The organism is Pseudomonas sp. PDNC002 (assembly GCF_016919445.1).
Taxonomy (GTDB): domain Bacteria; phylum Pseudomonadota; class Gammaproteobacteria; order Pseudomonadales; family Pseudomonadaceae; genus Pseudomonas.
Window position 1 is genome coordinate 948,900 of sequence record NZ_CP070356.1, and the last position, 24,871, is coordinate 973,770.

Genomic DNA, 24,871 nt, shown 5'->3' on the forward strand with positions numbered 1-24,871 from the left:
GTAGCAAGTGAGTCACTTGCTGATCACCACCCTCAGTTTCGAATCTTTGCAAGTGCTTGATTTTCAAGCTCTTTCAGCGCTTCGTCGCTGGGAGTGGTGCGCATTATAGGGACTTTAAAAAGGCCGTCAACGACTTTTTCAAAGTTTCTTCAAGAAACTGTCCGATCGATCAATTTACGGTCAATCCCTGCCCTGCGAGGCGCTCCTGGCGCAGCAGGTAGCCGCCAACCAGCAAGCCCACCACACACAAGGCCACGACGTAATAGGCCGGGCCTAGCGGGTCTTCCTTCATAAGGAGAGCGACAACCATGGGGGTCAGGCCGCCGAAGATGGCGTAGGCCAGGTTGTAGGAGAAGGAAAGCCCGGTGAAGCGCACTACCGGCGGGAAGGCATTGACCATCACATAAGGAACCGCGCCGATAACGCCTACACACAACCCGGTCACGGCATACAGAGGGAACAGCCAATCCGGATGGGCCTTGAGGCTGGTGTAGAAGGTCCAGGAGACGACACCCAGCAGGATGCTTCCATATATAAAGGTGCGGCCCGCGCCGAATCGGTCGGCGAGCCGCCCCGAAAGAATGCAACCCACGCTCAGGCAGACGATGGCCAGGCTATTGGCCTTGAGGGACATCGCCGCATCGAATCCGTACACGCTCTGCAGCACCGATGGCGTCATAAGGATCACCACCACGATGCCGGCGGAGAGCACCCAGGTCAGCAGCATGGACAGCACGATAGCCGGACGATGCTCGCGTACCACCACACCCAGCGGCACTTCCTCCGCCAGTTGCTTGCGCAACTGCAGCTCGGCGAACACCGGCGTCTCATGCAACCAGCGGCGCAGGTAGACGGAGAACAGGCCGAAGATGCCGCCCAGCAGGAACGGGATACGCCAGGCATAGCCCAGCACTTCTTCTGCGCTGTAAACGCTGTTGATCAGCGTCGCCACCAGCGAACCGATCAGGATGCCCGCGGTCAGACCCGACGTGAGCGTGCCGCAGGCGTAGCCCACATGGCGGTGCGGAACATGTTCGGCGACGAACACCCAGGCGCCCGGCACTTCACCGCCGATGGCCGCACCCTGGATGACACGCAGCAACAGGAGAGCCAGCGGCGCCCAGATGCCGATCTGCGCGTAGGTCGGCAGCAGGCCCATGATCAGCGTAGGGACGGCCATCAGGAAGATGCTCAGGGTGAACATCTTCTTGCGCCCCAGCAGGTCGCCGAAGTGGGCCATGACCACGCCGCCCAATGGGCGCGCCAGGTAACCGGCAGCGAACAGGCCGAAGGTCTGCAGCTGGCGCAGCCATTCCGGCATGTCGGCGGGGAAGAACAGCTTGCCGACCACGGTGGCGAAGAACACGAAGATGATGAAGTCGTAGAACTCCAGGGCACCGCCCAGGGCGGACAACGAAAGAGTCTTGTAGTCGCTGCGGGTCAACGGACGTGACGCGGGCGCGGCAGGAGCGTTCACAGAAGGCATGGTGCTTTTTATCTCTGCAGGCAAGGTGGCTGCGGCCGGCAGCCGCAGGTGCCGCACCATAGCAAATTGCGCGAATGCGACACAGCGGCCGCGCCCGCGGGAATTTCTCGAATTCCCGCGGTCGTCGCACAGGCTCCTGCTTCTATATAATGCTGGCAGGCCGATCAAAAGCTGTCCCAAGGCCTTGCGCCGGCAGGTGTCTTGGGAGAGTTTTTCGATAACCTCACCATGAGTACGCCGGGGGCACGAGGCCCTTACCTATGATCGAGCTTGAACAAGAAGATCCCATCCCGCAGGGCGACCTGGCCTTGCAGATCACCGCCCTGCCGCGCGAGACCAACGGCTTCGGCGACATCTTCGGTGGCTGGCTGGTGGCGCAGATGGATCTCGCCGGTACCGCCATGTCCAGCCGCATTGCCGGAGGCCGCGTGGCCACGGTAGCCATCGACCGCATGGCCTTCCTGGTCCCGGTCGCTGTCGGCGCGCAGCTCTCCTTCTATACGCAAACCCTGGAAGTCGGCCGCAGCTCGATCCGCATGCTGGTCGAGGTATGGAGTGACGACCCGCTGTCCAGCGAATGGCGCAAGGTCACCGAGGCGGTGTTCGTCTTCGTCGCCATCGACGGCAGCGGCCGTACCCGCCCGGTTCCTCCACGTCGTGGCTGAAAACTGAAAACGCCGGCTCTCTCGCCGGCGTTTTCGTCTCTGCGTTTCGGAATCAGCGCTGCGGCTTCCCGCGCACCGGAGCACCTTCGGCCTTGAAGTAGTCCGCCGTGCTGCGCGGCAGCGCCGGACGACCGCGAACCTTATCGGCGATCTTCTCGGCCATCATGATGGTGGTGGCGTTGAGGTTGCCGGTGATGATCAGCGGCATGATCGACGCATCGACCACCCGCAGCCCTTCCATGCCGTGCACGCGGCCCTCGCCATCGACCACCGCCATGTCGTCATCGCCCATCTTGCAGGAGCAGGACGGGTGGAAAGCCGTTTCCGCGTGCTCGCGGACGAAGGCGTCCAGGTCTGCATCGCTCTGCTTGTCCAGGCCCGGACTGATCTCGCGGCCGCGATAAGGGTCGAGCGCCGGCTGGTTCATGATCTCGCGGGTGATGCGGATGGCATCGCGGAATTCCTGCCAGTCCTGCTCGCAGGACATGTAGTTGAACAGGATGCTCGGGTGCTTGCGCGGATCGCGGGAAGTCAGGTTGATCCGCCCGCGGCTGGGAGAGCGCATGGAGCCGACGTGGGCCTGGAAGCCATGCTCGCTCACCGCGTTACTGCCGTTGTAGTTAATCGCCACCGGCAGGAAGTGGTACTGGATATTCGGCCACTCGAATTCCGGGCGGCTGCGGATAAAGCCACCGGCCTCGAACTGGTTGCTCGCGCCAAGGCCGGTACCAAGGAACATCCACTCCGCGCCGATCTGCGGCTGGTTCCACCATTGCAGCGCCGGGTACAGCGACACCGGCTGCTTGCAGGCGTACTGCAGGTACATCTCCAGGTGATCCTGAAGATTCTGGCCAACGCCGGGCAGGTCATGCACGACTTCGATGCCCAGGTCGCGCAGCAGCGCGGACGGGCCTACGCCGGAACGCTGCAGCAGCTGCGGCGAGGCAACGGCGCCGGAACAAACCAGCACTTCGCGGCGTGCACGCGCTTCCTTCAGCGCATTGTCATCACCGTGCAGGTAGGTTGCGCCGATGGCGCGCTTGCCGCTGAACAGGATGCGATCGGTCAGCGCGTGGGTGACGATGGTCAGGTTCGGTCGCTCGCGGGCCTGGTCCAGGTAGCCACGGGCGGTACTGGCGCGTCGACCCTGCGGGGTGACGGTGCGGTCCATCGGGCCGAAGCCTTCCTGCTGGTAGCCGTTGAGGTCTTCGGTGCGCGGATAGCCGGCCTGCACGCCGGCCTCGACCATGGCGTGGAACAGCGGGTTGTTGCCGGCCTTGGGCGTGGTGACGCTCACCGGACCGCTGCCGCCGTGGTAGTCGTTGGGGCCGATGTCGCGGGTCTCGGCCTTGCGGAAGTACGGCAGGCAGTCGAGGTAGGTCCAGTCTTCCAGGCCTTTCTCCTGCGCCCAGCCGTCGAAGTCCATGGCGTTGCCGCGGATGTAGCACATGCCGTTGATCAGCGAGGAGCCGCCCAGGCCCTTGCCGCGTCCGCATTCCATGCGGCGGTTGTTCATGTGCGGTTCCGGGTCGGTCAGGTAGGCCCAGTTGTAACGGCGGCCCTGCAACGGGTAGGCCAGCGCGGCGGGCATCTGGGTGCGGAAGTCGGCGCGGTAGTCCGGGCCGCCGGCTTCAAGCAGCAGGACGCTGACATCGGCGTCCTCGGTCAGGCGGGTAGCCAGTACGTTACCGGCCGATCCAGCGCCAATGATGATGTAGTCGTATTCCTGGGACATGCAGGCCTTCCTCTTTTTTCAGGCACGACACCGCCCGCGACGCGTGCGCGCCGGTGTCTGCGTGTTCGGGATGGCCGGTGGTCAGGGAGTCATGCCTGCGACCGGCCTTTCATGGCTCGATCGCGGCGATCAGAACACCGAGGTGTAGTCGCCCAGCTCTACCTGTACGGATTTGATGCGAGTGTAGTGAGCCAGGGTGGTCAGGCCGTTCTCACGACCGACACCCGATTGCTTGTATCCGCCAACCGGCATCTCGGCCGGCGACTCGCCCCAAGTGTTGATCCAGCAGATGCCCGCTTCGAGGCGGTGGATCGCCCGGTGCGCGCGGGCCAGGTCCTGGGTGATGACGCCGGCGGCGAGGCCGTACTCGGTGTCGTTGGCGCGGCGGATGGCCTCGTCTTCAGTGTCGTAGACGAGGATGCTCATGACTGGCCCGAAGATTTCCTCGCGGACGATGGTCATGTCGTCACGGCAGTCGGTGAACACGGTGGGCGCGACGTACGCGCCCTTGCCGAACTCGCCCTGGGTAACGCGCTCGCCACCGCACAGCAATCGGGCCTTCTGTTCCTTGCCGGACTCTATATAGGAGAGAACGCTCTCCATGTGCGGGAAGCTCACCAGCGGGCCGAAGTTGGTGTTCTCATCCTGCGGGCTACCCAGGCGGATGCGCTTCACGCGCTCCAGCACCTTGGCTTCGAAGCGTGCCTGCAGGTTGCGCGGGATGAACACGCGGGTACCGTTGGTGCAAACCTGACCGGAGCTGAAGAAGTTGGCCATGACGGCGATATCAGCGGCGCGGTCGAGGTTGGCGTCCTCGAAGATGATCAGCGGCGATTTGCCGCCCAGCTCCATGGTGACTTCCTTGAGCGAGGAGCTGGAGGCGCTGGCCATGACCTTCTTGCCGGTGGAGGTGCCGCCGGTGAAGGAAATCTTCTCGATAACCGGATGCTCGGTCAGCCACTGGCCGACTTCGCGGCCGCTGCCGGTGAGCACGTTGAACACGCCATCGGGCAGGCCGGCTTCGGTGTAGATCTCGGCGAGCTTGAGCACGGACAGCGGGGTGACTTCGCTGGGCTTGAAGATCATCGCGTTGCCGGCGGCCAGGGCCGGCGCGGATTTCCACAGGGCGATCTGGATCGGGTAGTTCCAGGCGCCGATGCCGGCGACCACGCCCAGCGGCTCGCGGCGGGTGTAGACGAAGCTGGTCTCGCGCAGCGGAATCTGCTCGCCTTCGATGGCCGGGACCAAGCCGGCGTAGTACTCGAGCACGTCAGCGCCGGTGACGATATCGACGAAGCGGGTCTCGGCCAGCGGCTTGCCGGTGTCGAGGGTTTCCAGCTCGGCGAGTTCGTCATTGCGCTCGCGGAGGATGTCCACGGCGCGGCGCAGGATGCGCGAGCGCTGCATGGCGGTCATCGCCGCCCAGATTTTCTGCCCTTCCACCGCGCTCTGCACGGCGCGCTCGACGTCTTCCTTCGAGGCGCGTTGTACCTGGGCGAGGACTTCACCGTTGGCCGGATTGATGGTCTCGAAGGTGGCGCCGCTGGTGGCTTCCACGTAGCGACCGCCAATGTAGAGCTTCTGTACTTCGAATCGAGCCATGGTGCGGTGGTCCTCTCTTGTCGGTGTCAGCGCAAGGCTGCGCCCGCTATCCGGGGCGCTTGGCCAGTTGTTGGTCGAGGTAGTCGTAGGCAATCGCCAACGCTTGCTCGGTGTCGAAGGCGTCGCCCGAGAGCGCGCCCCGCAGCCAGAGGCCGTCGATCAGCGCGGCCAGCCCGCGAGCGGCGCTGCGGGCCTGGGCCAGCGGCAGTTCACGGCGGAACTGGCTGCACAGGTTGGAATACAGCCGGTGGTCGTTGATCCGCTGCAACCGGCGCAGCGCCGGCTGGTGCATGCTGGTTGCCCAGAACGCCAGCCAGGTCTTCATGGCTGGGCCGTTGACCTGACTGCTGTCGAAGTTGCCGGCGATGATGGCCCGCAAGTGCGAGCGCGGTTCGTCGTTGCGCAAGGTAGCGCGGCGCTCGGCGACAGCCTTGCTCAATGCCGACATCAAATGTCGCATCGTCGCTTCCAGCAGCCCGTTCTTGTCCTGGAAGTAGTGGCTGATGATGCCGTTGGAGACCCCCGCGAGGCGGGCGATCAGGGCGATGCTGGCGTCGCTCATGCCCACCTGGTCCACCGCCTCGAGGGTCGCGTGGATCAGCTGGGAGCGGCGAATCGGCTGCATACCGACCTTGGGCATTTCGAATCTCCTCTTCGCCGGGCGTGCCTGTGCCGTCCGGCGATAATGTGGGCCAGTCTATTCGTTTTTTATTGAACGCTCAATCAACTAAGAATATGCTGCGTTGCATCAACACCTTCGAGGCGCCCGCATGGCGGGGCCCGTACCGTTCATCGCTACGCCACATTCCAACCCGCAAGGATCGCAGAATCCGCGCCGGATGTGTCGCAGCCGCTCTCCCCGGTGACGTCGCCTGACGGCACCCGCCCGTTGCGACGGGCCTTCCACAGCCCGGCCAAGTGCCGGGCTTTCTTTTGCCCCACGTCAGGGCCTATGCCGCGCGCCAACGACTATGGTTTCAGCCATACCCCTCGCGAGGATCGCCGCCATGTCGCAACACCCGCTCTGGCAGGCCCTGGGCCGCCACTGGAAATGGATCGCCCTGCGCGGCGTCGCCGCCCTGCTGTTCGGCATCCTGGCGATGGTCTGGCCGGGCATCGTGCTGACCGTGATGGTGCTGTTCTTCGGCGCCTACGCCTTTGTCGACGGCCTGTTCACCCTGATCGCCGCCGCGCAGATGCGCGAATCCGGTCGACCGTTGTGGCCGTTGGTGCTGGTCGGGCTCCTGGGAATAGCCGCCGGACTGGTGGCGTTCTTCTGGCCGCAGCTGACTGCGCTCGGCCTGCTGATGCTGATCGCCGGCTGGGCGCTGGTGATGGGGGTGCTGCAGATCATCGCCGCCATCCGTCTGCGCAAGGCGCTGCAGAACGAATGGTGGCTGGGGCTTTCCGGCGTGGTGTCGGTGCTGTTTGGCGTGCTGATGATCGGCAATCCGGGTGCCGGGGCGATCGCCGTTGCCTGGGTGATCGGCGCCTACTCGGTGTTCTTCGGCGTCCTGCTGATCCTGCTCGCGCTGCGCCTGCGCAAGACGTCGACCTTCAATGCCTGAGGAGCGGGACTGGTGCCTGCTGCGCCTGGACGACAACGGCAATCGCTTCGTCATGCGCCGCAAGCTGACCCGCGCCGAGGCCGAAGACCTGGCGCGTAATTACCAGGCGCGCGGCCACAAGCAGACCTACTGGGCGGAGCGCGAAACGCCCCGCCCGGCCTGACTCAGCAGCCGGTCAGGCGCTCTTCCACGCGCTCGGCCGGGAAGAAGATCGGCCGCAGGCGCACACCCACCGCATTACCGAAGAACGCCGCGACCAGCCACAGCCAGCCGTGCAGGCTGCCGGAGGCGATGCCGCTGAAGTACGCGCCGATGTTGCAGCCGTAGGCCAGGCGCGCGCCGTAGCCCAGCATCAGGCCGCCGATCACCGCCGCGACCAGCGAGCGCGCGGGAATCTTCAGACTCGGGGCGAAGCGACCGGCGAGGCCGGCGGCCAGCAATGCGCCGATCATGATGCCGAAGTCCATGACACTGGTGACGTCCAGCCACACCGGTGCAGCCAGCGCCTTGGCGTTGGCGTCGACCTGCCAGAAAGCCCATTGGTCGACGGCGATACCCAGGCTTTCGAACGCCTTCGCGCCCCACAGGGCGAAAGCCGAAGTGACGCCCCAAGGACGCCCGGCCAGCACCAGGGTGGCGAAGTTCAGCAGCGCCAGCGCCACCGCGCCCCACACCAGCGGCCAGGGGCCACGGAAGAATCGGCCGATGCCCTGCTCGCCATTACTGGCGATCAGCTCCAGCACGCCATGGCGACGACGCTCCAGCACCACGCTGACGGCCGCAATGGCAGCGAACAGCGCCAGGCTCAGCGCCAGCGCCGGGAACAGTCCGAGGGTTTGCACGATGGAGATCGGCGGCAGCGACGGCAGGGCGAACCACCAGCCGATGTGATGGGTGGCGACTACCGAGCCGATGATGAAGAACAGCAACGTCACCAGCATCCGCGCATTGCCGCCGCCCACGGTGAACAGCGTGCCGGAGGCGCAACCGCCGCCCAGTTGCATGCCGATGCCGAAGATGAAGGCGCCGACGATCACCGACGTGCCGGCCGGCGAGACCAGCCCTTTCACCGGTTCGCCGAACAGGGTGCCGGCCGCGAGCGCCGGGAAGAACAGCAACACCGCGATCGCCAGCATCACCATCTGCGCACGCAGGCCGGCGCCACGGCGTTCGCGGATGAACACGCGCCAGGCGGAGGTGAAGCCGAAGGCCGCGTGGTAGAGCGTCAGCCCCAGCGCGCCACCGACCAGGAACAACAGGGCCTGCCGGCCGCTCACCACCTGGGCGAGGAACAACGCCCCCGCCAGCAGCACGAGGAAGGCGATCCAGGGCGCAGGGGACTTGCGCTCCGGGACGGTGGACAGGGCTAGGCTCATGGCGACTCCAGAGGATGCTTTTTCAAGAGGGGCAGCATTCTAGGGAGCGTAGCGTCTGTCGCCAACTTCGTAAGTCAGCTAAGGAAATAGCTGGGGGTTACTAGATGTATGGAGCTCGGCCCATCTCCGAGGTCTAGGCTGGGCTCTTTCCCTCTCCCTAACCCTCTCCCTGAAGGGAGAGGGGACTGGTTCGGCGCAAGCATAGAGCGACGGTGATCGCGGGGAAGGCCAATAGCTCCGGCTCGCAGCATAGGCAGCAACTCGGCGACCGCCGGTCAACGCTGTCGTATCCGCGAAATCTGAACGGCTCCCTCTCCCTTCAGGGAGAGGGCTGGGGAGAGGGGCTCTTGCCACCCCATACTTTGTGCAATGCCTTCAACGCCTCGCCGATCCGCGCCTCCGGCACCGCCGCAAAGCCCAGCACCAGCCCCGCGCGCTGGTCCTCGGATTCAACAGAATCCGGCAACCAGTAATCGCTCAGCGCATTCACCTCCACACCTACGGACGCCGCGCGCCGCACCAATTCCAACTCTCGCTCGCGGCTGTCGACCTTCACACACAGATGCAGACCCGCCTCCACCGCCGGCATCGCCGCGCATCCCTCGACCTCCGGCCAGCCACGCAGCAGCGCGTCACGGCGGCTGCGGGCAGCCCGGCGCATACGGCGGACATGCCGCTGGAAGTGCCCTTCGGCGATGAAGTCGGCCATCACCCGCTGGGTACCGACTTCCGAATGGCGCACGTCCAGCGCGCGGCGGCGGGCAAAGGCCTGCGCCAGCGCGGGCGGCACGACGAGATAGCCCAGGCGCAGCGCCGGGAAGGCGATCTTGCAGAAGGTGCCGACGTAGAGCACGCGGTCGTGGCGATCCAGCGCCGCCAGCGGCATCAGGGGCGTGCCGCTGTAGCGGTACTCGCCATCGTAGTCGTCCTCGACGATCCAGCCATTGCTGCGCTCGGCCCATTCCAACAGTTCCAGGCGGCGCGCCAGCGAGAGGGTCACGCCGGTGGGGTACTGGTGCGAGGGCGTGACGTAGACCAGCCGGCAATCCGGCAGTTGACCCAGTTGGTCCGTGCGCAGGCCATCGGCATCCACCGGCACGCCGTGCAGTCGCGCGCCCGCCGTGGCAAACGCATGGCCGGCGGCGCGGTAGCCGGGATTCTCGATGGCAGCGCCGTCACCAGCAGCCAGCAGCACCTGGGCACACAGCGCAATACCTTGCTGGGCACCGCTGGTAATGATGATCTGCCCGGCGTCGCAGTGCAGGCCTCGGGTACTGCGCAGGTAGGCGGCGACCAGTTCACGCAGGCGCTGCTCGCCGGCCGGGTCGCCATAGCCCAAACAATCCAGCGGCGGATCGCGCCAGAAGCGCGCCTGCAGCCGTGCCCAGGTATCGAAGGGAAACAGGTCGAATGCCGGCACGCCAACCCGGAACGCACGCGGCGCGCCGGTGGGCGGCATGGGCAGATGATGCCGCGCCAGCCGTTCGAGGGAAGGCGCGTCCGGGCTGCGCGCCTCGCTACGGATCGTCTCGACCGAAGGCTGCACCCGCTCGGCCACATAGGTGCCGTCGCCCGTGCGGCCCTCGATGTAACCCTCGGCGTAGAGCTGCTCGTAGGCGCGCACCACGGTATTGCGCGAGACGCTCAGCGCCGCCGCCAGGTCGCGGCTGGCCGGCAGCCTGGAGCGAGCGGCGAGGCGGCCATCGAGGATGCGCTCGCGCAGCGCCTGGAACAATTGCAGGCCCAGCGGTTGCGCAGAATCGAGGCGAATGCCGGAAGGGTTGAACGGTAGCGGGACACCCATGGGGTAGCTTCCAGAGCGGCGACAATGGTTCCTTTGATTTGATCATGAATGGCTCTTTAGCAGAACCAATTCCGCGCCTAGGCTGGAAGCACTCCAACGCACACAAGGTCGTCACCATGTCTTCCGCTGTCGAAATCCGCCCCATTACTGCCGATGATCACGCCGCCTGGCTGCCGCTCTGGCAGGGCTACCAGCGCTTCTACAAGACCACCATCGACGAGGCCACCACGGCCGTCACCTGGCAACGCTTCCTCGATGCGGCCGAACCGATGCACGCCGCCCTCGCTTGGCGCGATGGCGAAGCCATCGGCATGGTGCACTTCATCTACCACCGCTCCTGCTGGACCCAGGGCGACTACGTCTACCTGCAGGACCTGTACGTTGCCGAAGGCCAACGTGGTGGCGGCATCGGTGCGGCGCTGATCGAGCACGTCTACGCCGACGCCCGCGCGAACGGCGCTTCGCGGGTGCACTGGCTGACCCACGAGAGCAACACCGACGCGATGTTCCTCTACGACCGGATTGCCGACCGCTCCGGGTTCGTCCAGTACCGCAAGATCCTCTGAGCCGGAGCGCCCATGAACGACCAACCCCTGCTGAACTGGCGTCCCGCCGCCAGCCCCGAACGCCGCACGCTGACCGGCCGCACCATCAACCTGGTGCCGCTGGACGTTGCCACCCACGGCGATGACCTGTGGGAAGCGCTGCAAGGCCCGGACTCCGACCCGGTCCTGTGGGACTACCTGCCGTATGGCCCCTTCCCCGAGCGGGCGCCCTTCGATGCCTGGCTGGCGGCGAACGCGGCGAGCAACGACCCACTGTTCTTCGCTGTGATCGACCGCGCGAGCGGCCGCGCGGTCGGGCTGCTCAGCTACCTGCGGATATTCCCCAAGGACGGCAGCATCGAGATCGGCCATATCGCCTATGGTCGCGTGATGCAGCGCTCGCCGGCTTCCACCGAGGCGGTCTACCTGCTGGCCCGCTGGGCCTTCGAGATGGGCTACCGCCGCTTGGAGTGGAAGTGCAACGCGCTCAATGCCCGCTCCATGCGCGCGGCGGCGCGGCTCGGTTTCACCTACGAAGGCACCTTCCGCCAGGCCACCGTGGTGAAGGACCGCAACCGCGATACCGCGTGGTTCTCCATCATCGACAGCGAATGGCGGCGCTGCCAACAAGCCTTCGAGTCGTGGCTGGATGCATCCAATCTCGACGCCGACGGTCAGCAGCTCAAGCGTCTGGAAGACCTGCGCCAGAGCTGATCTTTTCACTCTCCGGGAACTGCCCGGCGCGCAGAGGATCGGTGATACTGACCCTCTCGCATCGCAGTCCCGGAGACCACCATGAGCAGCGACATCCAGACTCCCCGCGTCGAACAGGTGCAGATTGACCAACTGCCCTGCTGGCGCATCCACACCGCCCATGGTGAAGCCCTGATCGCCCAACAGGGCGCGCAATTGCTGAGTTACCAGCCCCACGAACAGCCACCCCTGGTGTGGCTGAGCGAATCCGCCGAGTACCGCCACGGCCAGTCCCTTCGCGGCGGCGTACCCGTTTGCTGGCCCTGGTTTGGCAATCTGGAACGCAATCCAGTGGAGATCCGCACCGCCTACCAGGGCGACAAGCCGCCGGCCCACGGCCTGGTGCGCGCGGTGGACTGGCAGCTGGACGACATCGCCGACGAACTCGGCCAGCTCTCCGTCCACTTCAGCTTCGATGCACGCAACGGCCTGCCCGGCTGGCCGCATTCGGCGCGGCTGGAGCTGGTGATGCGCTTCGGCGAACACCTGACGCTGGAAATGACCACCCACAACCTGGGCGATGCGCCGCTGCCCGTCAGCCAGGCACTGCACACCTACTTCGCCGTGGGCGACGTACGCCAGGCCAGCATCGATGGGCTGCAAGGCTGTCGCTATGTGGAGACACTGGAAAACTGGGAGCTGCGTGAGCAGCACGGCGTGGTACGGGTCGCGGGGGAAACCGACCGCATCTACCTGGACGTGGAGAAAGTCGTGGTGATCCGCGATCCGACCTGGGAGCGCAGCATCCACATCCAGGCCAGCGGCTCGCGTTCGGCGGTGGTGTGGAATCCCTGGATCGACAAGGCGGCGCGTCTGTCGCAGTTCCCCAACGATGCCTGGCAGCAGATGCTCTGCATCGAGACCGCGCGGGTATGGGATGACGTGATGAGCGTGGCGCCGGGGCGTAGCGAGACCATGAGCGTGGAGATCTGGGGTGAGCCGCTGAAGGATTGAAGCCTGGGTGGAAGGCCGGCGCCCTCACCCTAACCCTCTCCCAGAGGGAGAGGGGACCGTTCGGTGCAGGATGGAACCATGGCACCAGTCGGTACGGACAGCTCCCTCTCCCCTGGGAGAGGGTTGGGGTGAGGGGAACGCACAGGTACTGACCTCAGGAAGAAGGCCGGAAGCGGTTACAGATCGCTCTCCACCACCGGCCGCACCTTGGCGTCGTCAATGGCGTAGGCCGCATCGGCCAGGTCATTGCTGACCCTCTCCACCTTCAGCGTGCCGCTGACCCAGATCGGGTTGTAGATATCGTCGATCTGGATGCCCTTGGGGTAGCGCACCAGCACGATCTGATTCGGCGGCGGTGGCGGTACGTGGATGCAGGCGCCCGGATAGGGCACCAGGAAGAATTCGGTGACGCGGCCCTTGGCATCGTTCTCCAGCGGCACAGGGTAACCGCCCAGGCGCAGCGCCTTGCCGTTGAGTGCAGCCACTGTTTTGGTGGAATACATCACCTGCGGCAGCTTCTTTTCGGTCTGTTTCAGGCCGCCCTTGTTGGTAAAGGTGCCGTTGGCCTCGGGGCCGTTGTGGGTGATTTCCGGCATGTTTTCCAGCGCCTTGCGGTCGCTGGGTGGCATCAGGGACAGCCAGTCGGTTTCGGGAAGTTCGGCGGCGGATGCCAGGGAAGTCAGCACTATCAGACAGCAGGCGAGCAATGGTCGGCGCATCGTGGACTCGAATGGCCCGGTCGGGCACAGGCGGGATGTTCTTCCAGCACCCTCCCCCCTAGCGGGAGAGGGCCGGAAATCACCGTCAATTCTTCTTGATCAGGCCGTAAATGACCAGCAGGACGATGGCGCCGATCACTGCGCCGATGAAGCCCGCCGCCTGGCCGGCCGAATAGATGCCCAGCGCCTGGCCGCCGTAGGTGGCCAACAGCGAGCCGCCGATGCCGATCAGGATGGTCATGATCCAGCCCATGCTGTCATCGCCGGGCTTCAGGAAGCGCGCGATGAGTCCGACGATCAGGCCGATGACGATGGTTCCGATTAATCCCATGACAGTCCCTCCTTGTGGGTTGAGCGCGGTGGGTACGCGCCTGTCATGGGACAGTGTAGGAAACGCCAGCGTTCCGTGTTCCGCCGCGATCCAGAGCGACCGCCCGTGTTTCGCGAGCCTTACAGCATTGCGCGCAGCGGGCATGAAAAAAGCCGCGTCAGTGATTGACGCGGCTTCTTCGGAACGGCGTGGCGGTCAGCCCTTGGCGATCAGCGCCTCGACCTCGGCGATACGCGCCTTCAGGGTCGGCAGGTCGTCGCTGCGCAGGGTAGCGTGGCCAACCTTGCGCCCGGCCTTGAAGGCCTTGCCGTAGTGGTGCAGGTGGCAGTCGGCGATGTTCAGCACGTCAGCCACCGGCGGAACTTCGCCGATGAAGTTGAGCATGGCGCTCTCGCCCACTTTCGCCGTCGAGCCCAGCGGCAGGCCGGCGATGGCGCGCACGTGGTTCTCGAACTGGCTGCACTCGGACCCTTCGATGGTCCAGTGGCCGGAGTTGTGCACGCGCGGGGCGATCTCGTTGGCCTTCAGGCCGCCGTCGACCTCGAAGAACTCGAAAGCCATCACGCCGACATAGGCCAGCTTGTCGAGCACGCGGCCGACGTAGTCTTCGGCGAGCTTCTGCAGCGGGTGCTCGGTGCTCGCCACGGACAGGCGCAGGATGCCGTTCTCGTGGGTGTTGTGCACCAGCGGGTAGAAGCGGGTTTCGCCATCGCGAGCACGCACCGCCACCAGCGACACTTCACCGGTGAAGGGCACGAAGCCTTCGAGAATGCAGGGCACGCTACCCAGTTCGGCGAAGGCGCCAGTGACGTCCTCGGCCTTGCGCAGGACCTTCTGGCCCTTGCCGTCGTAGCCCAGGGTGCGGGTCTTCATCACCGCCGGCAGGCCGATGCTGGCCACCGCGGCGTCGAGGTCGGCCTGGGATTGCACGTCGGCGAAGGCCGGGGTGGGTATGCCCAGGTCCTTGAACATGGACTTCTCGAACCAGCGGTCGCGGGCGATGCGTAGCGACTCGGCGTTCGGGTAGACCGGCACGAACTGCGATAGGAAGGCCACGGTCTCGGCCGGCACGCTCTCGAACTCGAAGGTCACCAGGTCGACCTGATCGGCCAGTTGGCGCAGGTGGTCCTGGTCGCTGTAGTCAGCGCGGATGTGTTCGCCCAGGGCTTGTGCGCAAGCGTCCGGCGCCGGGTCGAGGAAGGCGAAGTTCATGCCCAGCGGAGTGCCCGCCAGGGACAGCATGCGGCCCAGCTGGCCGCCACCGATGACACCGATCTTCATGGTTCTGCTCAGGCCTCGCGCGGATCGGGATTGTCCAGCACCGACTCGGTCTGGGTGGCGCGGAACTGCTTCAGCGCCTCATGGTATTGAGGATACTTGGCGCCCAGGATGCTGGCGGACAGCAGTGCGGCGTTGGTCGCGCCGGCCTTGCCGATGGCCAGGGTGGCGACCGGGACGCCCGCGGGCATCTGCACGATGGACAGCAGCGAATCGACGCCCGAGAGCATGGAGGACTGTACCGGCACGCCGAGGACCGGCAGGTGGGTCTTGGCGGCGCACATGCCCGGCAGGTGGGCGGCACCGCCGGCGCCGGCGATGATCACTTCGATGCCGCGGCCATCGGCTTCTTCGGCGTACTGGAACAGCAGGTCCGGAGTACGGTGGGCGGAAACCACCTTCACTTCATACGGAATGCCGAGCTTGTCCAGCATGTCTGCGGTGTGGCTCAGGGTGCTCCAGTCGGATTTGGAACCCATGATCACGCCAACCAGTGCGCTCATCGTCGTGCCTCTCTCAAGTGCGCTCTTGGGCGCGTCAGAAACCAACAAGCCACGACTCCGTGAGGGCGTGGCTTGTACGTGGCCAAACCGGCGGGCAGTGCCGGCTTGAAGGCGGCGCAGTATACCGCAAAGGGCGCAGCGGAGTGCACTGTGCGTGACCGTTGGTCCCGATTTCGTCATTACCCGATTGAATCACCCTGCAATGACTTCGGAAAAGCTTGCCACAGCTCAAGATGGCCTAGGCTCATGGGCTCAGACTCTTCTGACACGTTCCTGCCCCGGACGGGGCAGGCACCTCACCCTTCAAGGAGCGAGCGCAATGTCCACGACCCTGCCCACGACCATGAAAGCCGCCGTCGTCCACGCCTTTGGCGAGCCGCTGCGGATCGAGGAAGTCAAAGTCCCGCTGCCCGGCCCCGGGCAGATACTGGTGAAGATCGAGGCCTCCGGCGTCTGCCACACCGACCTGCACGCTGCCGAAGGCGACTGGCCGGTGAAGCCGAGCCTGCCGTTCATTCCCGGCCATGAAGGCGTCGGATTCGTCGCTGCCGTCGGCACCGGTGTCACCCGCGTGAAGGAAGGCGACCGCGTCGGCGTGCCCTGGCTGTATACCGCCTGCGGCTGCTGCGAGCACTGCCTGACCGGCTGGGAAACCCTCTGCGAGAGCCAGCAGAATACCGGCTACTCGGTGAATGGCGGCTACGCCGAATACGTGCTGGCCGACCCGAACTACGTCGGCATCCTGCCCAAGAATGTTGGCTTCACCGAAATCGCGCCGATCCTCTGCGCGGGCGTCACCGTCTACAAGGCGCTCAAGGAAACCGAAGCGCGCCCCGGCCAGTGGGTGGCCATTTCCGGCATCGGCGGCCTGGGCCACGTCGCCGTGCAGTACGCCAAGGCTATGGGCCTGCACGTCGTCGCTGTGGACGTGGATGACGCCAAGCTGGAGCTGGCCCGCAAGCTCGGCGCCAGCCTGACCATCAATGCGAAGAAAGAGGACCCGGTGGAAGTGGTGCAGCGCGATATCGGCGGCGCCCATGGTGTGGTCGTCACCGCCGTGTCCAACAGCGCCTTCGGCCAGGGCATCGGCATGGCCCGCCGGGGCGGCACCGTGTCGCTGGTCGGCCTGCCGCCGGGCGACTTCCCCACGCCGATCTTCGACGTGGTGCTCAAGGGCCTGCACATCACCGGTTCCATCGTCGGCACCCGCGCGGACCTGCAGGAAGCGCTGGACTTCGCCGGCGAAGGCCTGGTGAAGGCCACCGTCGCCGCCGGCAAGCTGGATGACATCAACGCCATCCTCGACCGCATGCGCGCCGGGCAGATCGAAGGGCGGATCGTGGTCGAGATGTAAGGAGCCTTTGCGCGGGATGGATTTCCGTCCCGCGCCTTGGGTGCGTTCGCAACGCAATAGACATCGATCACAGCACAGCCGCCTGGGTATCACCCAGGTACCGCCCGCCTACACAAAGCAGGCGGCCGGTGATCGACTCAGGGCGTCTCGTCCAGCCCCAGGCCGCCTTCGAGCTTGCGCCACAGCAAGCGGATCTGCGCCTTGCGCACCAGGGCGCAGCGGTACAGGCGGATTTCCTGCGGCACGATCCAGTGCGGGCCACCGCACAGCGCCAGCTCGCCGCGCGCCAGCTCCGACTCCATGCTCAGGCGCGGCACCCAGGCCACGCCCATGCCTTGTAGCGCCATGCTTTTAAGGCTGTCGGCCATGGCCGTCTCATAGACGGTGGTGTAACGCAGGTTGCGCTGGCGCAGCAGCAGGTTGACCCCGCGACCGAGGAAAGCGCCGGCGCTGTAGGCCAGCAGCGGCACGCTCTGCCCACTGTCGAGATCGTAGAGCGGCACACCGGCGGAGTTCACCGCACACACCGGCAGCATTTCGGTGCGCCCCAGGTGCAGCGAGGGGAAGACTTCCGGGTCCATCTGCAGCGCCGCATCCGGGTCATAGAAGGCCATCATCAGGTCGCAACCGCCTTCGCGCAGCAGATGCACCGCTTCGCCGACGTTGGTGGCCACCAGGCGGCTGGCAATGTTCAGCCCTTCCGAACGCAGTCGGGCAATCCACGGAGGGAAGAAGCCCAGCGCCAGCGAGTGCGCGGCGGCGAACTGCAGCACCTCGCCCTGCCCGCCTTCCAGGTGATGCAGGTGGCGCACCACTTGGCCGAGTTGCTCGACCACCGCGCGGGCGGTGACCAGGAACAGCTGTCCGGCCTCGGTCAGTTCGATGGGCGTGCGCTGGCGGTTCACCAGGATCAGGCCGAGGGCATCCTCCAGGCTGCGGATGCGCCGGCTGAAGGCCGGCTGGGTGACGAAGCGCTTTTCAGCGGCCTGGGAAAAACTACGGGTGGTGGCCAGGGTGCTGAAGTCTTCCAGCCATTTGGTCTCGAGGTTCACGTCAACTCCAACGCGTTCACGCGCTGATCGATTGGTCAGGAGCCGGGCGCGCGTAGCACAGTCACACGCTCGCCGTCATCAATTCGTCACAGGGTACATTATGCCGTTCGTGCATGAGGCAGCCTTTAACAGCATTGGCCGACGAAAGGCGAAAACCCTAGTCTACCGGGCATCGCGGCACTGGCCGTGTTTCCCTGAGACAATCCCCGTCATGTCCCCTGTTGCATCGTTCCGCATAGAGAAAGACCTCCTCGGCACCCTCGAAGTACCTTCTGACGCCTACTTCGGCATCCAGACCCTGCGCGCTGTGAACAACTTCCGCCTCTCGGGCGTGCCGCTGTCGCACTACCCGAAGCTGGTCGTCGGCCTGGCGATGGTCAAACAGGCGGCAGCCGATGCCAACCACCAGCTTGGCCACCTGTCGAACGAGAAACACGCTGCCATCAGCGAGGCCTGTGCCCGCCTGATCCGTGGCGACTTCCACGACCAGTTCGTGGTGGACATGATCCAGGGTGGCGCTGGCACCTCGACCAACATGAACGCGAACGAAGTCATCGCGAACATCGCGCTCGAAGCCATGGGCCACACCAAGGGTGAGTACAAGTACCTGCACCCGAACAACGACGTGAACATGGCGCAGTCGACCAACGACGCGTACCCGACCGCCATCCGCCTGGGCCTGCTGCTCGGCCACGACACCCTGCTGGCCAGCCTCGACAGCCTGATCCAGGCCTTCGCCGCCAAGGGCGTCGAGTTCGCCGGCGTACTGAAGATGGGTCGTACCCAGCTGCAGGACGCGGTACCGATGACCCTCGGCCAGGAATTCCATGCCTTCGCCACCACCCTGGGCGAAGACCTCGACCGCCTGCGTCGCCTGGCGCCGGAACTGCTGACCGAAGTGAACCTCGGCGGCACCGCGATCGGCACCGGCATCAACGCCGACCCCGGCTACCAGAAACTGGCCGTCGAGCGCCTGGCCGAAATCAGCGGCCACCCGGTCGTCCCGGCCGCCGACCTGATCGAAGCCACCTCCGACATGGGCGCCTTCGTGCTGTTCTCCGGCATGCTCAAGCGCACCGCGGTCAAGCTGTCGAAGATCTGCAACGACCTGCGCCTGCTGTCCAGCGGTCCGCGTACCGGCATCAACGAGATCAACCTGCCGCCGCGCCAGCCGGGCAGCTCGATCATGCCGGGCAAGGTCAACCCGGTGATCCCGGAGGCCGTGAACATGTGCGCCTTCGAAATCATGGGCAACGACCTGGCGCTGACCATCGCGGCCGAAGGCGGCCAGCTGCAGCTGAACGTGATGGAGCCGCTGATCGCCTACAAGATCTTCGACTCGATCCGCCTGCTCCAGCGCGCCATGGACATGCTGCGCGAGCATTGCATCACCGGCATCACCGCCAACGTCGAGCGCTGCCACCAGTTGGTGGAGCACAGCATCGGCCTGGTCACCGCGCTGAACCCGTACATCGGCTACGAGAACTCCACCCGCATCGCCAAGATCGCGCTGGAAACCGGCCGTGGCGTACTGGAACTGGTTCGCGAGGAGAAGCTGCTGGACGAAGCCACCCTGGCCGACATCCTGCTGCCGGAAAACATGATCGCCCCGCGCCTGATTCCGCTGCGCGCCTGATCATCCGCCCGGCGCGAGCCGGGCACGTCTCACCGGTTGAGGGGGAGTATTCCTCCCTCACCTTTCAGGGATTGGTTACCCCCAGTCCCTTCTTTTATACCCGGCGCCGCGGGCTTGCTCGAAGCGCCACGTCTCACCGGTTGAGGGGCCTCTTGGCCCACTCTCCATTCGAAGGGGCACCACTTACCCGGTGTCCCTTTTTTTTTGCCTGTGATTCGGGATTGGGAAGGCTGCAGGAGCGGGTCATGCCCGCGGTTTCCCGCCTTGCCTCGGTGCCATGCGTTTTCGCGGATAAGATCCGCTCCTACGAGAGCTGAACAGGCACATCCCCGCGCTCCTACAAAAAGCAGAGTGGTGCGGAGGATCAATCCTGCCGTTGCAGGTGATCGAGAATCCGGCGGTTGAGGGCGGCGATACGCTCTACGGCGTCCGCCTCGTCGCACTCGGTATCCGACGCGCCGAGCTGGCGGGCGCAGAGGTTGAGCGCGGAGAGCACCATCAGCTCATTGCTGGTGACGTAGGGGAATTTCTTCTTGCTGGCGGTGATCTCCGCCTGCAACAGCGCGGCCGCGTCCTGCAGCCGGCGCTCTTCACCAGCCGGCGCCCGGACGCTGTACTCGCGCCCGAGAATGCGCAGGACGCGGACGCCGTCGCCACTCATGCGCTGGCGCGGCTGTCGCTGACGCGGCGGATCAGCGCCTGCAGGCGAGTCGCGGTGGCGTTGTGCTTCTCTTCCTGCTCCATGAGCGACAGTTGCAGCGTGTCGTTTTCCTCACGGGCCTTGAGCAGCTCTTCACGCACCGCGGCGTTGTCCTGAACGAGCACATCGTTCTGTTGCAGCAGTTCGGCGACCAACTGTTCAAGTTGTTCGAGGGTGGAATCGAGCATGGGAGCCTCCGCAAAGCCTTTCAAAGGGTGCGGAGGATAAAGAAAGGGGCGCGGCGGGGCCAGCGAAAACGCGGTTCTTCTGACAAGCCGTATGCTGTCAATTCAATGGCTTACAAGATAATTCTCGTGTTAATTCAGTGATTTCCTGCCGCCAACTGAATTTGGACCCGCCAATCGCGGACAAGGTCCGCTCCTACGCAGATGAAGTAGCTGTAGGAGCGGACCTTGTCCGCGATCGCCATCCGACGACTCCATCATCAGATGCGAATCACGCCTTCCTCGCGCAGCAACTTGAAGATCGCCTCGGCACCCGCTTCGGGCGTGACGTCCTTGAGCACCTGCCCGGTGCCACCGGAAGCCTTGGCGGTGGCGGCCTTCATACGCTCGGCGCCGGTCTTGGCCTTGATCACCTTCAATCGCTTGGGGCGCGGGCGCGCGGGTTGCAGGTTGCCGTCGGCGAGCAGGGGGTCTTCCACCACCTCGACTTCGTGAGCCTCCAGATAGCCCCGGCGGGCCGGACCGAAAGCACTCTGGCGAGCAACCGGCGCGGCGTTGTCGACGCTGGCAACGAAGGGCAATCGAACCTTCAATCTGCGGCGCTGCCCACGGGGCAGTGCCTGCAGCACCTGGGCACTGCCGCCTTCGACCTTCTCAACTTCCGCCAGCCCGACCACCAGCGGCCAGCCAAGACGCTCGGCCAGCAGGAAGGGCAGCATGCCCGAGCCTTCGCCGGTTTCCGCCTGGGTGCCGGTGAGTACCAGTTGCGCCTCGCTGTCGCCCAGGTAGGCGGCCAATGCTGGAAGTGCGTCGGCACCGGCAGGCTGTTCGAGCACGGCCAGTTCATCCAGGCCCATGCCGAGGTAACCGCGCAGCGCCTCTTCCCCGGCTTCGCCGGCATGCACGACGCGCAGGCGCTTACCGGCGAGGTTCATGCCCAGTTCCACCGCACGGGCATCCTGGTCGGCGCGACGTGCGCGGCCGGAGGCGGGATGGGCGCCGATGGAGACCAGGGCGATGATGTTCAGGTCGTTCATAAGCCACCTCGGGCTTTCAAGCTGGCGTAGGGCGAATAACGCGCAGCGTTATCCGCCGATAATGCATTGGCGGCGGATAAAGCCTTCGGCTTTATGCGCCCTACCGGGGAACTCATTTCACGCCGCATCGCGCGCCGCTCCATTGCGATGGGCTTCGGCCAGTTCGATCAGCGCCTTGAGGATCGCGGCGGAATCACCGATCACCGAGAGGTCGGCGCGTTTGATCATGTCGCAGCCCGGGTCCATGTTGATCGCCACCACCTTGTCGCAGGAGCCGATGCCCTGCAGGTGCTGGATCGCACCGGAAATACCGACGGCGAGATAGACCCGTGCAGTCACCCAGGTACCGGTGGCGCCGACTTGCCGGGCACGCGGCATGTGGCCGTCGTCGACCGCCACGCGGGACGCGCCTTCGGTGGCGCCGAGGGCGACGGCGGCGCGGTGGAACAGCTCCCAGTCCTTGACGCCATTGCCGCCGGAAAGGATGAACTCCGCCTCGGCCATGGGAATCTGCGCCGGGTCCACGGCCACCGGGCCGAGGTCCTCGATGCGCGGCAGATTGCGTGCGACGTTGCTTTCCAGTTCCACGGCGCGGGATTCATGGCGTGTTTCGCTGACCGGCTCGGCGCACTCGGCAGCGGCCAGAATCAGGCGCGGCAGGTCGCGGTGCAGGTCCTGCTGGCCGGCACCGGCGCGACCGATGCAGCGCTCACCTTCGGCCTGCCAGACGCGGGTGGCCGGGCGCTCGCCCAGGCTGGCGGCGAGACGGCGGCCCAGTTCGCCGCCACCGGTGCGGCTGTCGGGCAGCAACCAATGGCGCGGAGAGAACTGGCTGTTGGCCGAGCGCAGCGCCAGCACGCGTTGTTCCGGCGCGTAACCGTCGTATTCGTTGCCCTCGATCTGCAGCAGGCGATCGACGCCGGCGGTGTCGAAGGCAGTTTCCTTGTGCTCGCCGAACACCACGGCCAGCACCGCACCGTCGCTGCCGGCGAGCTTGCGGGCCAGGCCCAGCAGATCACGGTCGTGGCTGGACAGGCGACCGCCGACCATGTCCGGCACCACGGCAATCAGGAAGGCCGGCTGCTCGATGAGCATCAGCGGCAGTTGCACCACATCCGGCGCACTGCTGCGCTTGCCGCCAGTGCCCTGCTGGCCGCCGGAGCGGTCGATTCGCTTGATCCCGTTGGGGCCGATGAAGCCGACGGCGTGAGGGTTCTTGCGGACCACGCCGCTTGGGCCCATCCAACGGCTCTCACCGCCCTGGGAAGACTGCATGGCCACATGCAGCGGGTGCAGGCGGTTGCGGGCGATCCACTCGGCGCGTGGGTCGCGGCGGATGATGTCGCTCATGATTGTGTCTCCGTGCTGGCGGTTGTCCCCTCACCCCGGCCCTCTCCCCAGGGAGAGGGAGTCGTCCGAGCGAGCAGGGAGATACGCATTTCCAGGTTGGCACGGCCGGCCCCCTTTCCCTTCGAGCGGGGCGCGTAGCCAGGGTTGGGGTGAGGGGTTCGCGGCAGTAGGAAGAACCCCATCACTGCACCTCCACCGCTTCTTCACGGCGCGCCAGCGACGGCTTTTTTGCCGGCACCTCGGTGGCCTCGATGAGGACCTCGGCGACCAGTTCGGCGATGTCCTTGATCTCCGGGCGTGGCGCGACCACGCCTTCGAGCATGGCGGTGCATTGCGGGCAGCCCACGGCCACCAGCTCGGCGCCGGTTTCCTTGATGTCGACCATGCGCATGTCGGGAATCCGCTGCTTGCCGGGGATGTCGGTGATCGGCGCGCCGCCGCCACCGCCGCAGCAGCGCGAACGGAAGCCGGAGCGGGCCATTTCCTTGACCTCGATACCGATGGCCTTGAGCACGGCGCGCGGCGCTTCGTACTCGCCGTTGTAGCGGCCGAGGTAGCACGGGTCGTGGTAGGTCACGCTGCCGGCCTTGCTCTGGCCGAGGTTCAGCGCGCCCTTCTGCACCAGTTCATCGATGAAGGTCGTGTGGTGCAGCACCTGGTAGTTGCCGCCCAGCGCGCCGTACTCGTTCTTCAGCACGTGGAAGCTGTGCGGGTCGCAGCTGACGATGCGCTTGAAACGGTACTTGGCCAGGGTGGCGATGTTGCGTTGGGCCAGGGTCTGGAAGGTGGCTTCGTCACCCAGGCGGCGTGCCACATCGCCGCTGTCGCGCTCCTCCAGGCCGAGCACGGCGAAGTCGACGTTGGCGGCCTTGAGGACCTTCACGAAGGCACGCAGAGTGCGCTGGTTGCGCATATCGAAGGCGCCGTCGCCGACCCAGAACAGCACGTCGGCCTGCTGCTTGTCCGCCAGCAGCGGCAGGTTCAGGTCGGCCGCCCAGTTCAGCCGGCCGCCGGGGGCGAAGCCGCCGGGGTTGTCGGTGGCGATGAGGTTTTCCAGCACCTCGGCGCCCTTGTTCGGGGTCGCGCCCTTTTCCAAGGTGAGGTGGCGGCGCATGTCGACGATGGCGTCGACGTGCTCGATCATCATCGGGCATTCCTCGACGCAGGCGCGGCAGGTGGTGCAGGACCAGAGCGTCTCGGCATCCACCAGCGCCTTGCCGTCCAGCGCGACGATCGGCTGGTGCGGGCCGCCGCTGTGTTCGCCCAGTGGTTTACCGGGATAGGGCGAACCGGCAAAGTTGGCGTCGCTGCCACCAGCAAGGCCGATGACCATGTCCTGGATGAGCTTCTTCGGGTTCAGCGGCTGGCCGGCGGCAAAGGCCGGGCACATGGCTTCGCACTTGCCGCACTGCACGCAGGCGTCGAAGCCGAGCAACTGGTTCCAGGTGAAATCGGTGGGTTTCTCGACGCCCAGCAGCGCCATCGGGTCCTGCAGGTCCAGCGGCTTCAGCCCGGTGGAGCGGCCGCCGCCGAAGCGTTCGGCGCGGCGATGCCAGGCCAGGTGCAGGGCGCCGGCGAAGGCGTGCTTCATCGGGCCGCCCCAGGTCATGCCGAAGAACAGCTCGGACACACCCCAGGCCACCCCGATGGCGAGGATGGCTGCGAGGAACCAGCCGCCGAAACCCTCCGGCAGGATGCCGGCCACCGGCAGGGTGGCAATGAAGAAGCTCGCCGAGAACATCAGCAGGCTTTTCGGCAGGCGCATCCACGGGCCTTTCGACAGGCGCGACGGCGGGTCGAGGCGGCGCTTGGCGACAAACAGCGCACCGCAGAACATCAGCGCGGTGGCCGCCAGCAGGGCGAAGCCAAGAATGCGGCTGTGCAGGCCGAAACCGTGCACGAGGATGGCCAGCAGCGCGGCCAGCACGAAGCCGCCAGCGGTGGCGACGTGGGTCTTCGACATGTACTTGTCGCGCTCGACCACGTGGTGCAGGTCGACCAGGTAGCGACGCGGCATCTTCAGCAGGCCGCCGATCCAGTCGACCTGCGCGGGCCGGCCACGGCGCCACATCGCGAAGCGCTTCACGGCACCGAATGCGGCCAGTGCCAGGGCGGTGAAAAGGAGTATGGGAAGCAGTGTGCTCAACATGGAAAACCACCTTGGCCGCAGCTACAGGCTACAAGCTGCAGGCTCCAGGCAAAGCGCTCACCTGTAGCCTGCCGCCTGCAGCCTGACGC

The 24,871-nt window shown here is 65.7% G+C and carries 24 protein-coding genes; 8 read left to right on the forward strand and 16 right to left on the reverse strand.

Annotation, left to right across the window (positions count from 1 at the left end; translation table 11 throughout):
• Window positions 1-169 precede the first annotated feature (169 nt).
• Entirely contained in the window at window positions 170-1,486 is a 1,317-nt protein-coding gene (locus tag JVX91_RS04415; protein WP_205338192.1) for an MFS transporter, read from the reverse strand.
• 260 nt (window positions 1,487-1,746) lie between these two features.
• On the opposite strand from JVX91_RS04415, the gene JVX91_RS04420 reads away from it, so the two are divergent.
• Window positions 1,747-2,151: an acyl-CoA thioesterase gene (locus JVX91_RS04420; protein ID WP_017521585.1), complete on the forward strand. Its 405-nt coding sequence runs from the start codon at window positions 1,747-1,749 to the stop codon at window positions 2,149-2,151.
• A 52-nt stretch (window positions 2,152-2,203) separates the two neighbouring features.
• On the opposite strand, the gene betA is transcribed toward JVX91_RS04420, so the two are convergent.
• The 3 genes from betA to betI form a co-directional block, all read right to left on the reverse strand.
• Window positions 2,204-3,886, reverse strand: a complete 1,683-nt coding sequence (gene betA / locus JVX91_RS04425; protein ID WP_205338193.1) for a choline dehydrogenase — start codon at window positions 3,884-3,886, stop codon at window positions 2,204-2,206.
• A 129-nt stretch (window positions 3,887-4,015) separates the two neighbouring features.
• A complete protein-coding gene (gene betB / locus JVX91_RS04430; RefSeq protein WP_205338194.1) occupies window positions 4,016-5,488 on the reverse strand; it encodes a betaine-aldehyde dehydrogenase in 1,473 nt (490 codons plus the stop codon).
• A 46-nt stretch (window positions 5,489-5,534) separates the two neighbouring features.
• The gene (gene betI, locus JVX91_RS04435; RefSeq protein ID WP_045214133.1) at window positions 5,535-6,128 is read right to left on the reverse strand and encodes a transcriptional regulator BetI; all 594 of its coding nucleotides are present in this window, start codon (window positions 6,126-6,128) and stop codon (window positions 5,535-5,537) included.
• 367 nt (window positions 6,129-6,495) lie between these two features.
• Between betI and JVX91_RS04440 the strand changes: the two genes are divergently transcribed.
• Window positions 6,496-7,056, forward strand: coding sequence for an HdeD family acid-resistance protein (locus tag JVX91_RS04440; protein ID WP_054909620.1), 561 nt, complete (start codon window positions 6,496-6,498; stop codon window positions 7,054-7,056).
• Window positions 7,049-7,219 carry a hypothetical protein gene (locus tag JVX91_RS04445; RefSeq protein WP_205338195.1) on the forward strand — a complete coding sequence of 57 codons (171 nt, stop codon included), beginning with the start codon at window positions 7,049-7,051 and terminating at the stop codon, window positions 7,217-7,219. The genes JVX91_RS04440 and JVX91_RS04445 overlap by 8 nt, the downstream gene beginning before the upstream one ends.
• Before the next feature lies 1 nt (window position 7,220).
• Here JVX91_RS04445 and JVX91_RS04450 read toward each other — a convergent pair whose 3' ends face one another.
• Together JVX91_RS04450 and JVX91_RS04455 are read right to left on the reverse strand one after the other, a co-directional pair.
• Window positions 7,221-8,432, reverse strand: a complete 1,212-nt coding sequence (locus JVX91_RS04450) for a YeeE/YedE family protein (protein WP_205338196.1) — start codon at window positions 8,430-8,432, stop codon at window positions 7,221-7,223.
• Between the two features lie 319 nt (window positions 8,433-8,751).
• Window positions 8,752-10,236, reverse strand: coding sequence for a PLP-dependent aminotransferase family protein (locus JVX91_RS04455; RefSeq protein ID WP_205338197.1), 1,485 nt, complete (start codon window positions 10,234-10,236; stop codon window positions 8,752-8,754).
• Window positions 10,237-10,352: 116 nt separating this feature from the next.
• On the opposite strand from JVX91_RS04455, the gene JVX91_RS04460 reads away from it, so the two are divergent.
• The 3 genes from JVX91_RS04460 to JVX91_RS04470 all read left to right on the forward strand — a co-directional run bounded on the left by JVX91_RS04460 (window position 10,353) and on the right by JVX91_RS04470 (window position 12,488).
• Window positions 10,353-10,802, forward strand: coding sequence for a GNAT family N-acetyltransferase (locus tag JVX91_RS04460; RefSeq protein WP_205338198.1), 450 nt, complete (start codon window positions 10,353-10,355; stop codon window positions 10,800-10,802).
• A 12-nt stretch (window positions 10,803-10,814) separates the two neighbouring features.
• On the forward strand, window positions 10,815-11,495 hold the full coding sequence (locus tag JVX91_RS04465; protein WP_205338199.1) for a GNAT family protein: 681 nt from the start codon (window positions 10,815-10,817) through the stop codon (window positions 11,493-11,495).
• Window positions 11,496-11,576: 81 nt separating this feature from the next.
• Window positions 11,577-12,488 (forward strand): D-hexose-6-phosphate mutarotase, encoded by a 912-nt coding sequence (locus JVX91_RS04470; protein WP_205338200.1) that lies wholly within the window; start codon window positions 11,577-11,579, stop codon window positions 12,486-12,488.
• 176 nt (window positions 12,489-12,664) lie between these two features.
• Here the strand turns inward: JVX91_RS04470 and JVX91_RS04475 are convergent, their stop codons facing one another.
• The 4 genes from JVX91_RS04475 to purE all read right to left on the reverse strand — a co-directional run bounded on the left by JVX91_RS04475 (window position 12,665) and on the right by purE (window position 15,319).
• Window positions 12,665-13,207: a DUF3299 domain-containing protein gene (locus tag JVX91_RS04475; RefSeq protein ID WP_205338201.1), complete on the reverse strand. Its 543-nt coding sequence runs from the start codon at window positions 13,205-13,207 to the stop codon at window positions 12,665-12,667.
• An 85-nt stretch (window positions 13,208-13,292) separates the two neighbouring features.
• Entirely contained in the window at window positions 13,293-13,538 is a 246-nt protein-coding gene (locus tag JVX91_RS04480; RefSeq protein ID WP_169935442.1) for a GlsB/YeaQ/YmgE family stress response membrane protein, read from the reverse strand.
• 195 nt (window positions 13,539-13,733) lie between these two features.
• Window positions 13,734-14,819, reverse strand: coding sequence for a 5-(carboxyamino)imidazole ribonucleotide synthase (locus JVX91_RS04485; protein WP_205338202.1), 1,086 nt, complete (start codon window positions 14,817-14,819; stop codon window positions 13,734-13,736).
• 8 nt (window positions 14,820-14,827) lie between these two features.
• Window positions 14,828-15,319, reverse strand: coding sequence for a 5-(carboxyamino)imidazole ribonucleotide mutase (gene purE / locus JVX91_RS04490; protein ID WP_205338203.1), 492 nt, complete (start codon window positions 15,317-15,319; stop codon window positions 14,828-14,830).
• Between the two features lie 319 nt (window positions 15,320-15,638).
• On the opposite strand from purE, the gene adhP reads away from it, so the two are divergent.
• Window positions 15,639-16,673: an alcohol dehydrogenase AdhP gene (adhP, locus tag JVX91_RS04495; RefSeq protein ID WP_205338204.1), complete on the forward strand. Its 1,035-nt coding sequence runs from the start codon at window positions 15,639-15,641 to the stop codon at window positions 16,671-16,673.
• Between the two features lie 137 nt (window positions 16,674-16,810).
• On the opposite strand, the gene JVX91_RS04500 is transcribed toward adhP, so the two are convergent.
• On the reverse strand, window positions 16,811-17,725 hold the full coding sequence (locus JVX91_RS04500; protein WP_205338205.1) for a LysR substrate-binding domain-containing protein: 915 nt from the start codon (window positions 17,723-17,725) through the stop codon (window positions 16,811-16,813).
• A 211-nt stretch (window positions 17,726-17,936) separates the two neighbouring features.
• Between JVX91_RS04500 and JVX91_RS04505 the strand changes: the two genes are divergently transcribed.
• Entirely contained in the window at window positions 17,937-19,361 is a 1,425-nt protein-coding gene (locus tag JVX91_RS04505) for an aspartate ammonia-lyase (RefSeq protein ID WP_205338206.1), read from the forward strand.
• Window positions 19,362-19,725: 364 nt separating this feature from the next.
• Here JVX91_RS04505 and JVX91_RS04510 read toward each other — a convergent pair whose 3' ends face one another.
• From JVX91_RS04510 to dgcB, 5 genes are all read right to left on the reverse strand, one after another.
• Window positions 19,726-20,022, reverse strand: a complete 297-nt coding sequence (locus JVX91_RS04510) for a cell division protein ZapA (protein WP_054909630.1) — start codon at window positions 20,020-20,022, stop codon at window positions 19,726-19,728.
• A complete protein-coding gene (locus tag JVX91_RS04515) occupies window positions 20,019-20,249 on the reverse strand; it encodes a hypothetical protein (RefSeq protein ID WP_205338207.1) in 231 nt (76 codons plus the stop codon). The genes JVX91_RS04510 and JVX91_RS04515 overlap by 4 nt, the downstream gene beginning before the upstream one ends.
• A 257-nt stretch (window positions 20,250-20,506) precedes the next feature.
• The gene (locus JVX91_RS04520; RefSeq protein WP_205338208.1) at window positions 20,507-21,283 is read right to left on the reverse strand and encodes an electron transfer flavoprotein subunit beta; all 777 of its coding nucleotides are present in this window, start codon (window positions 21,281-21,283) and stop codon (window positions 20,507-20,509) included.
• A gap of 117 nt (window positions 21,284-21,400) precedes the next feature.
• Entirely contained in the window at window positions 21,401-22,633 is a 1,233-nt protein-coding gene (locus JVX91_RS04525; RefSeq protein ID WP_205338209.1) for an electron transfer flavoprotein subunit alpha/FixB family protein, read from the reverse strand.
• Window positions 22,634-22,814: 181 nt separating this feature from the next.
• On the reverse strand, window positions 22,815-24,782 hold the full coding sequence (gene dgcB / locus JVX91_RS04530; protein WP_205338210.1) for a dimethylglycine demethylation protein DgcB: 1,968 nt from the start codon (window positions 24,780-24,782) through the stop codon (window positions 22,815-22,817).
• Window positions 24,783-24,871: the final 89 nt, after the last annotated feature.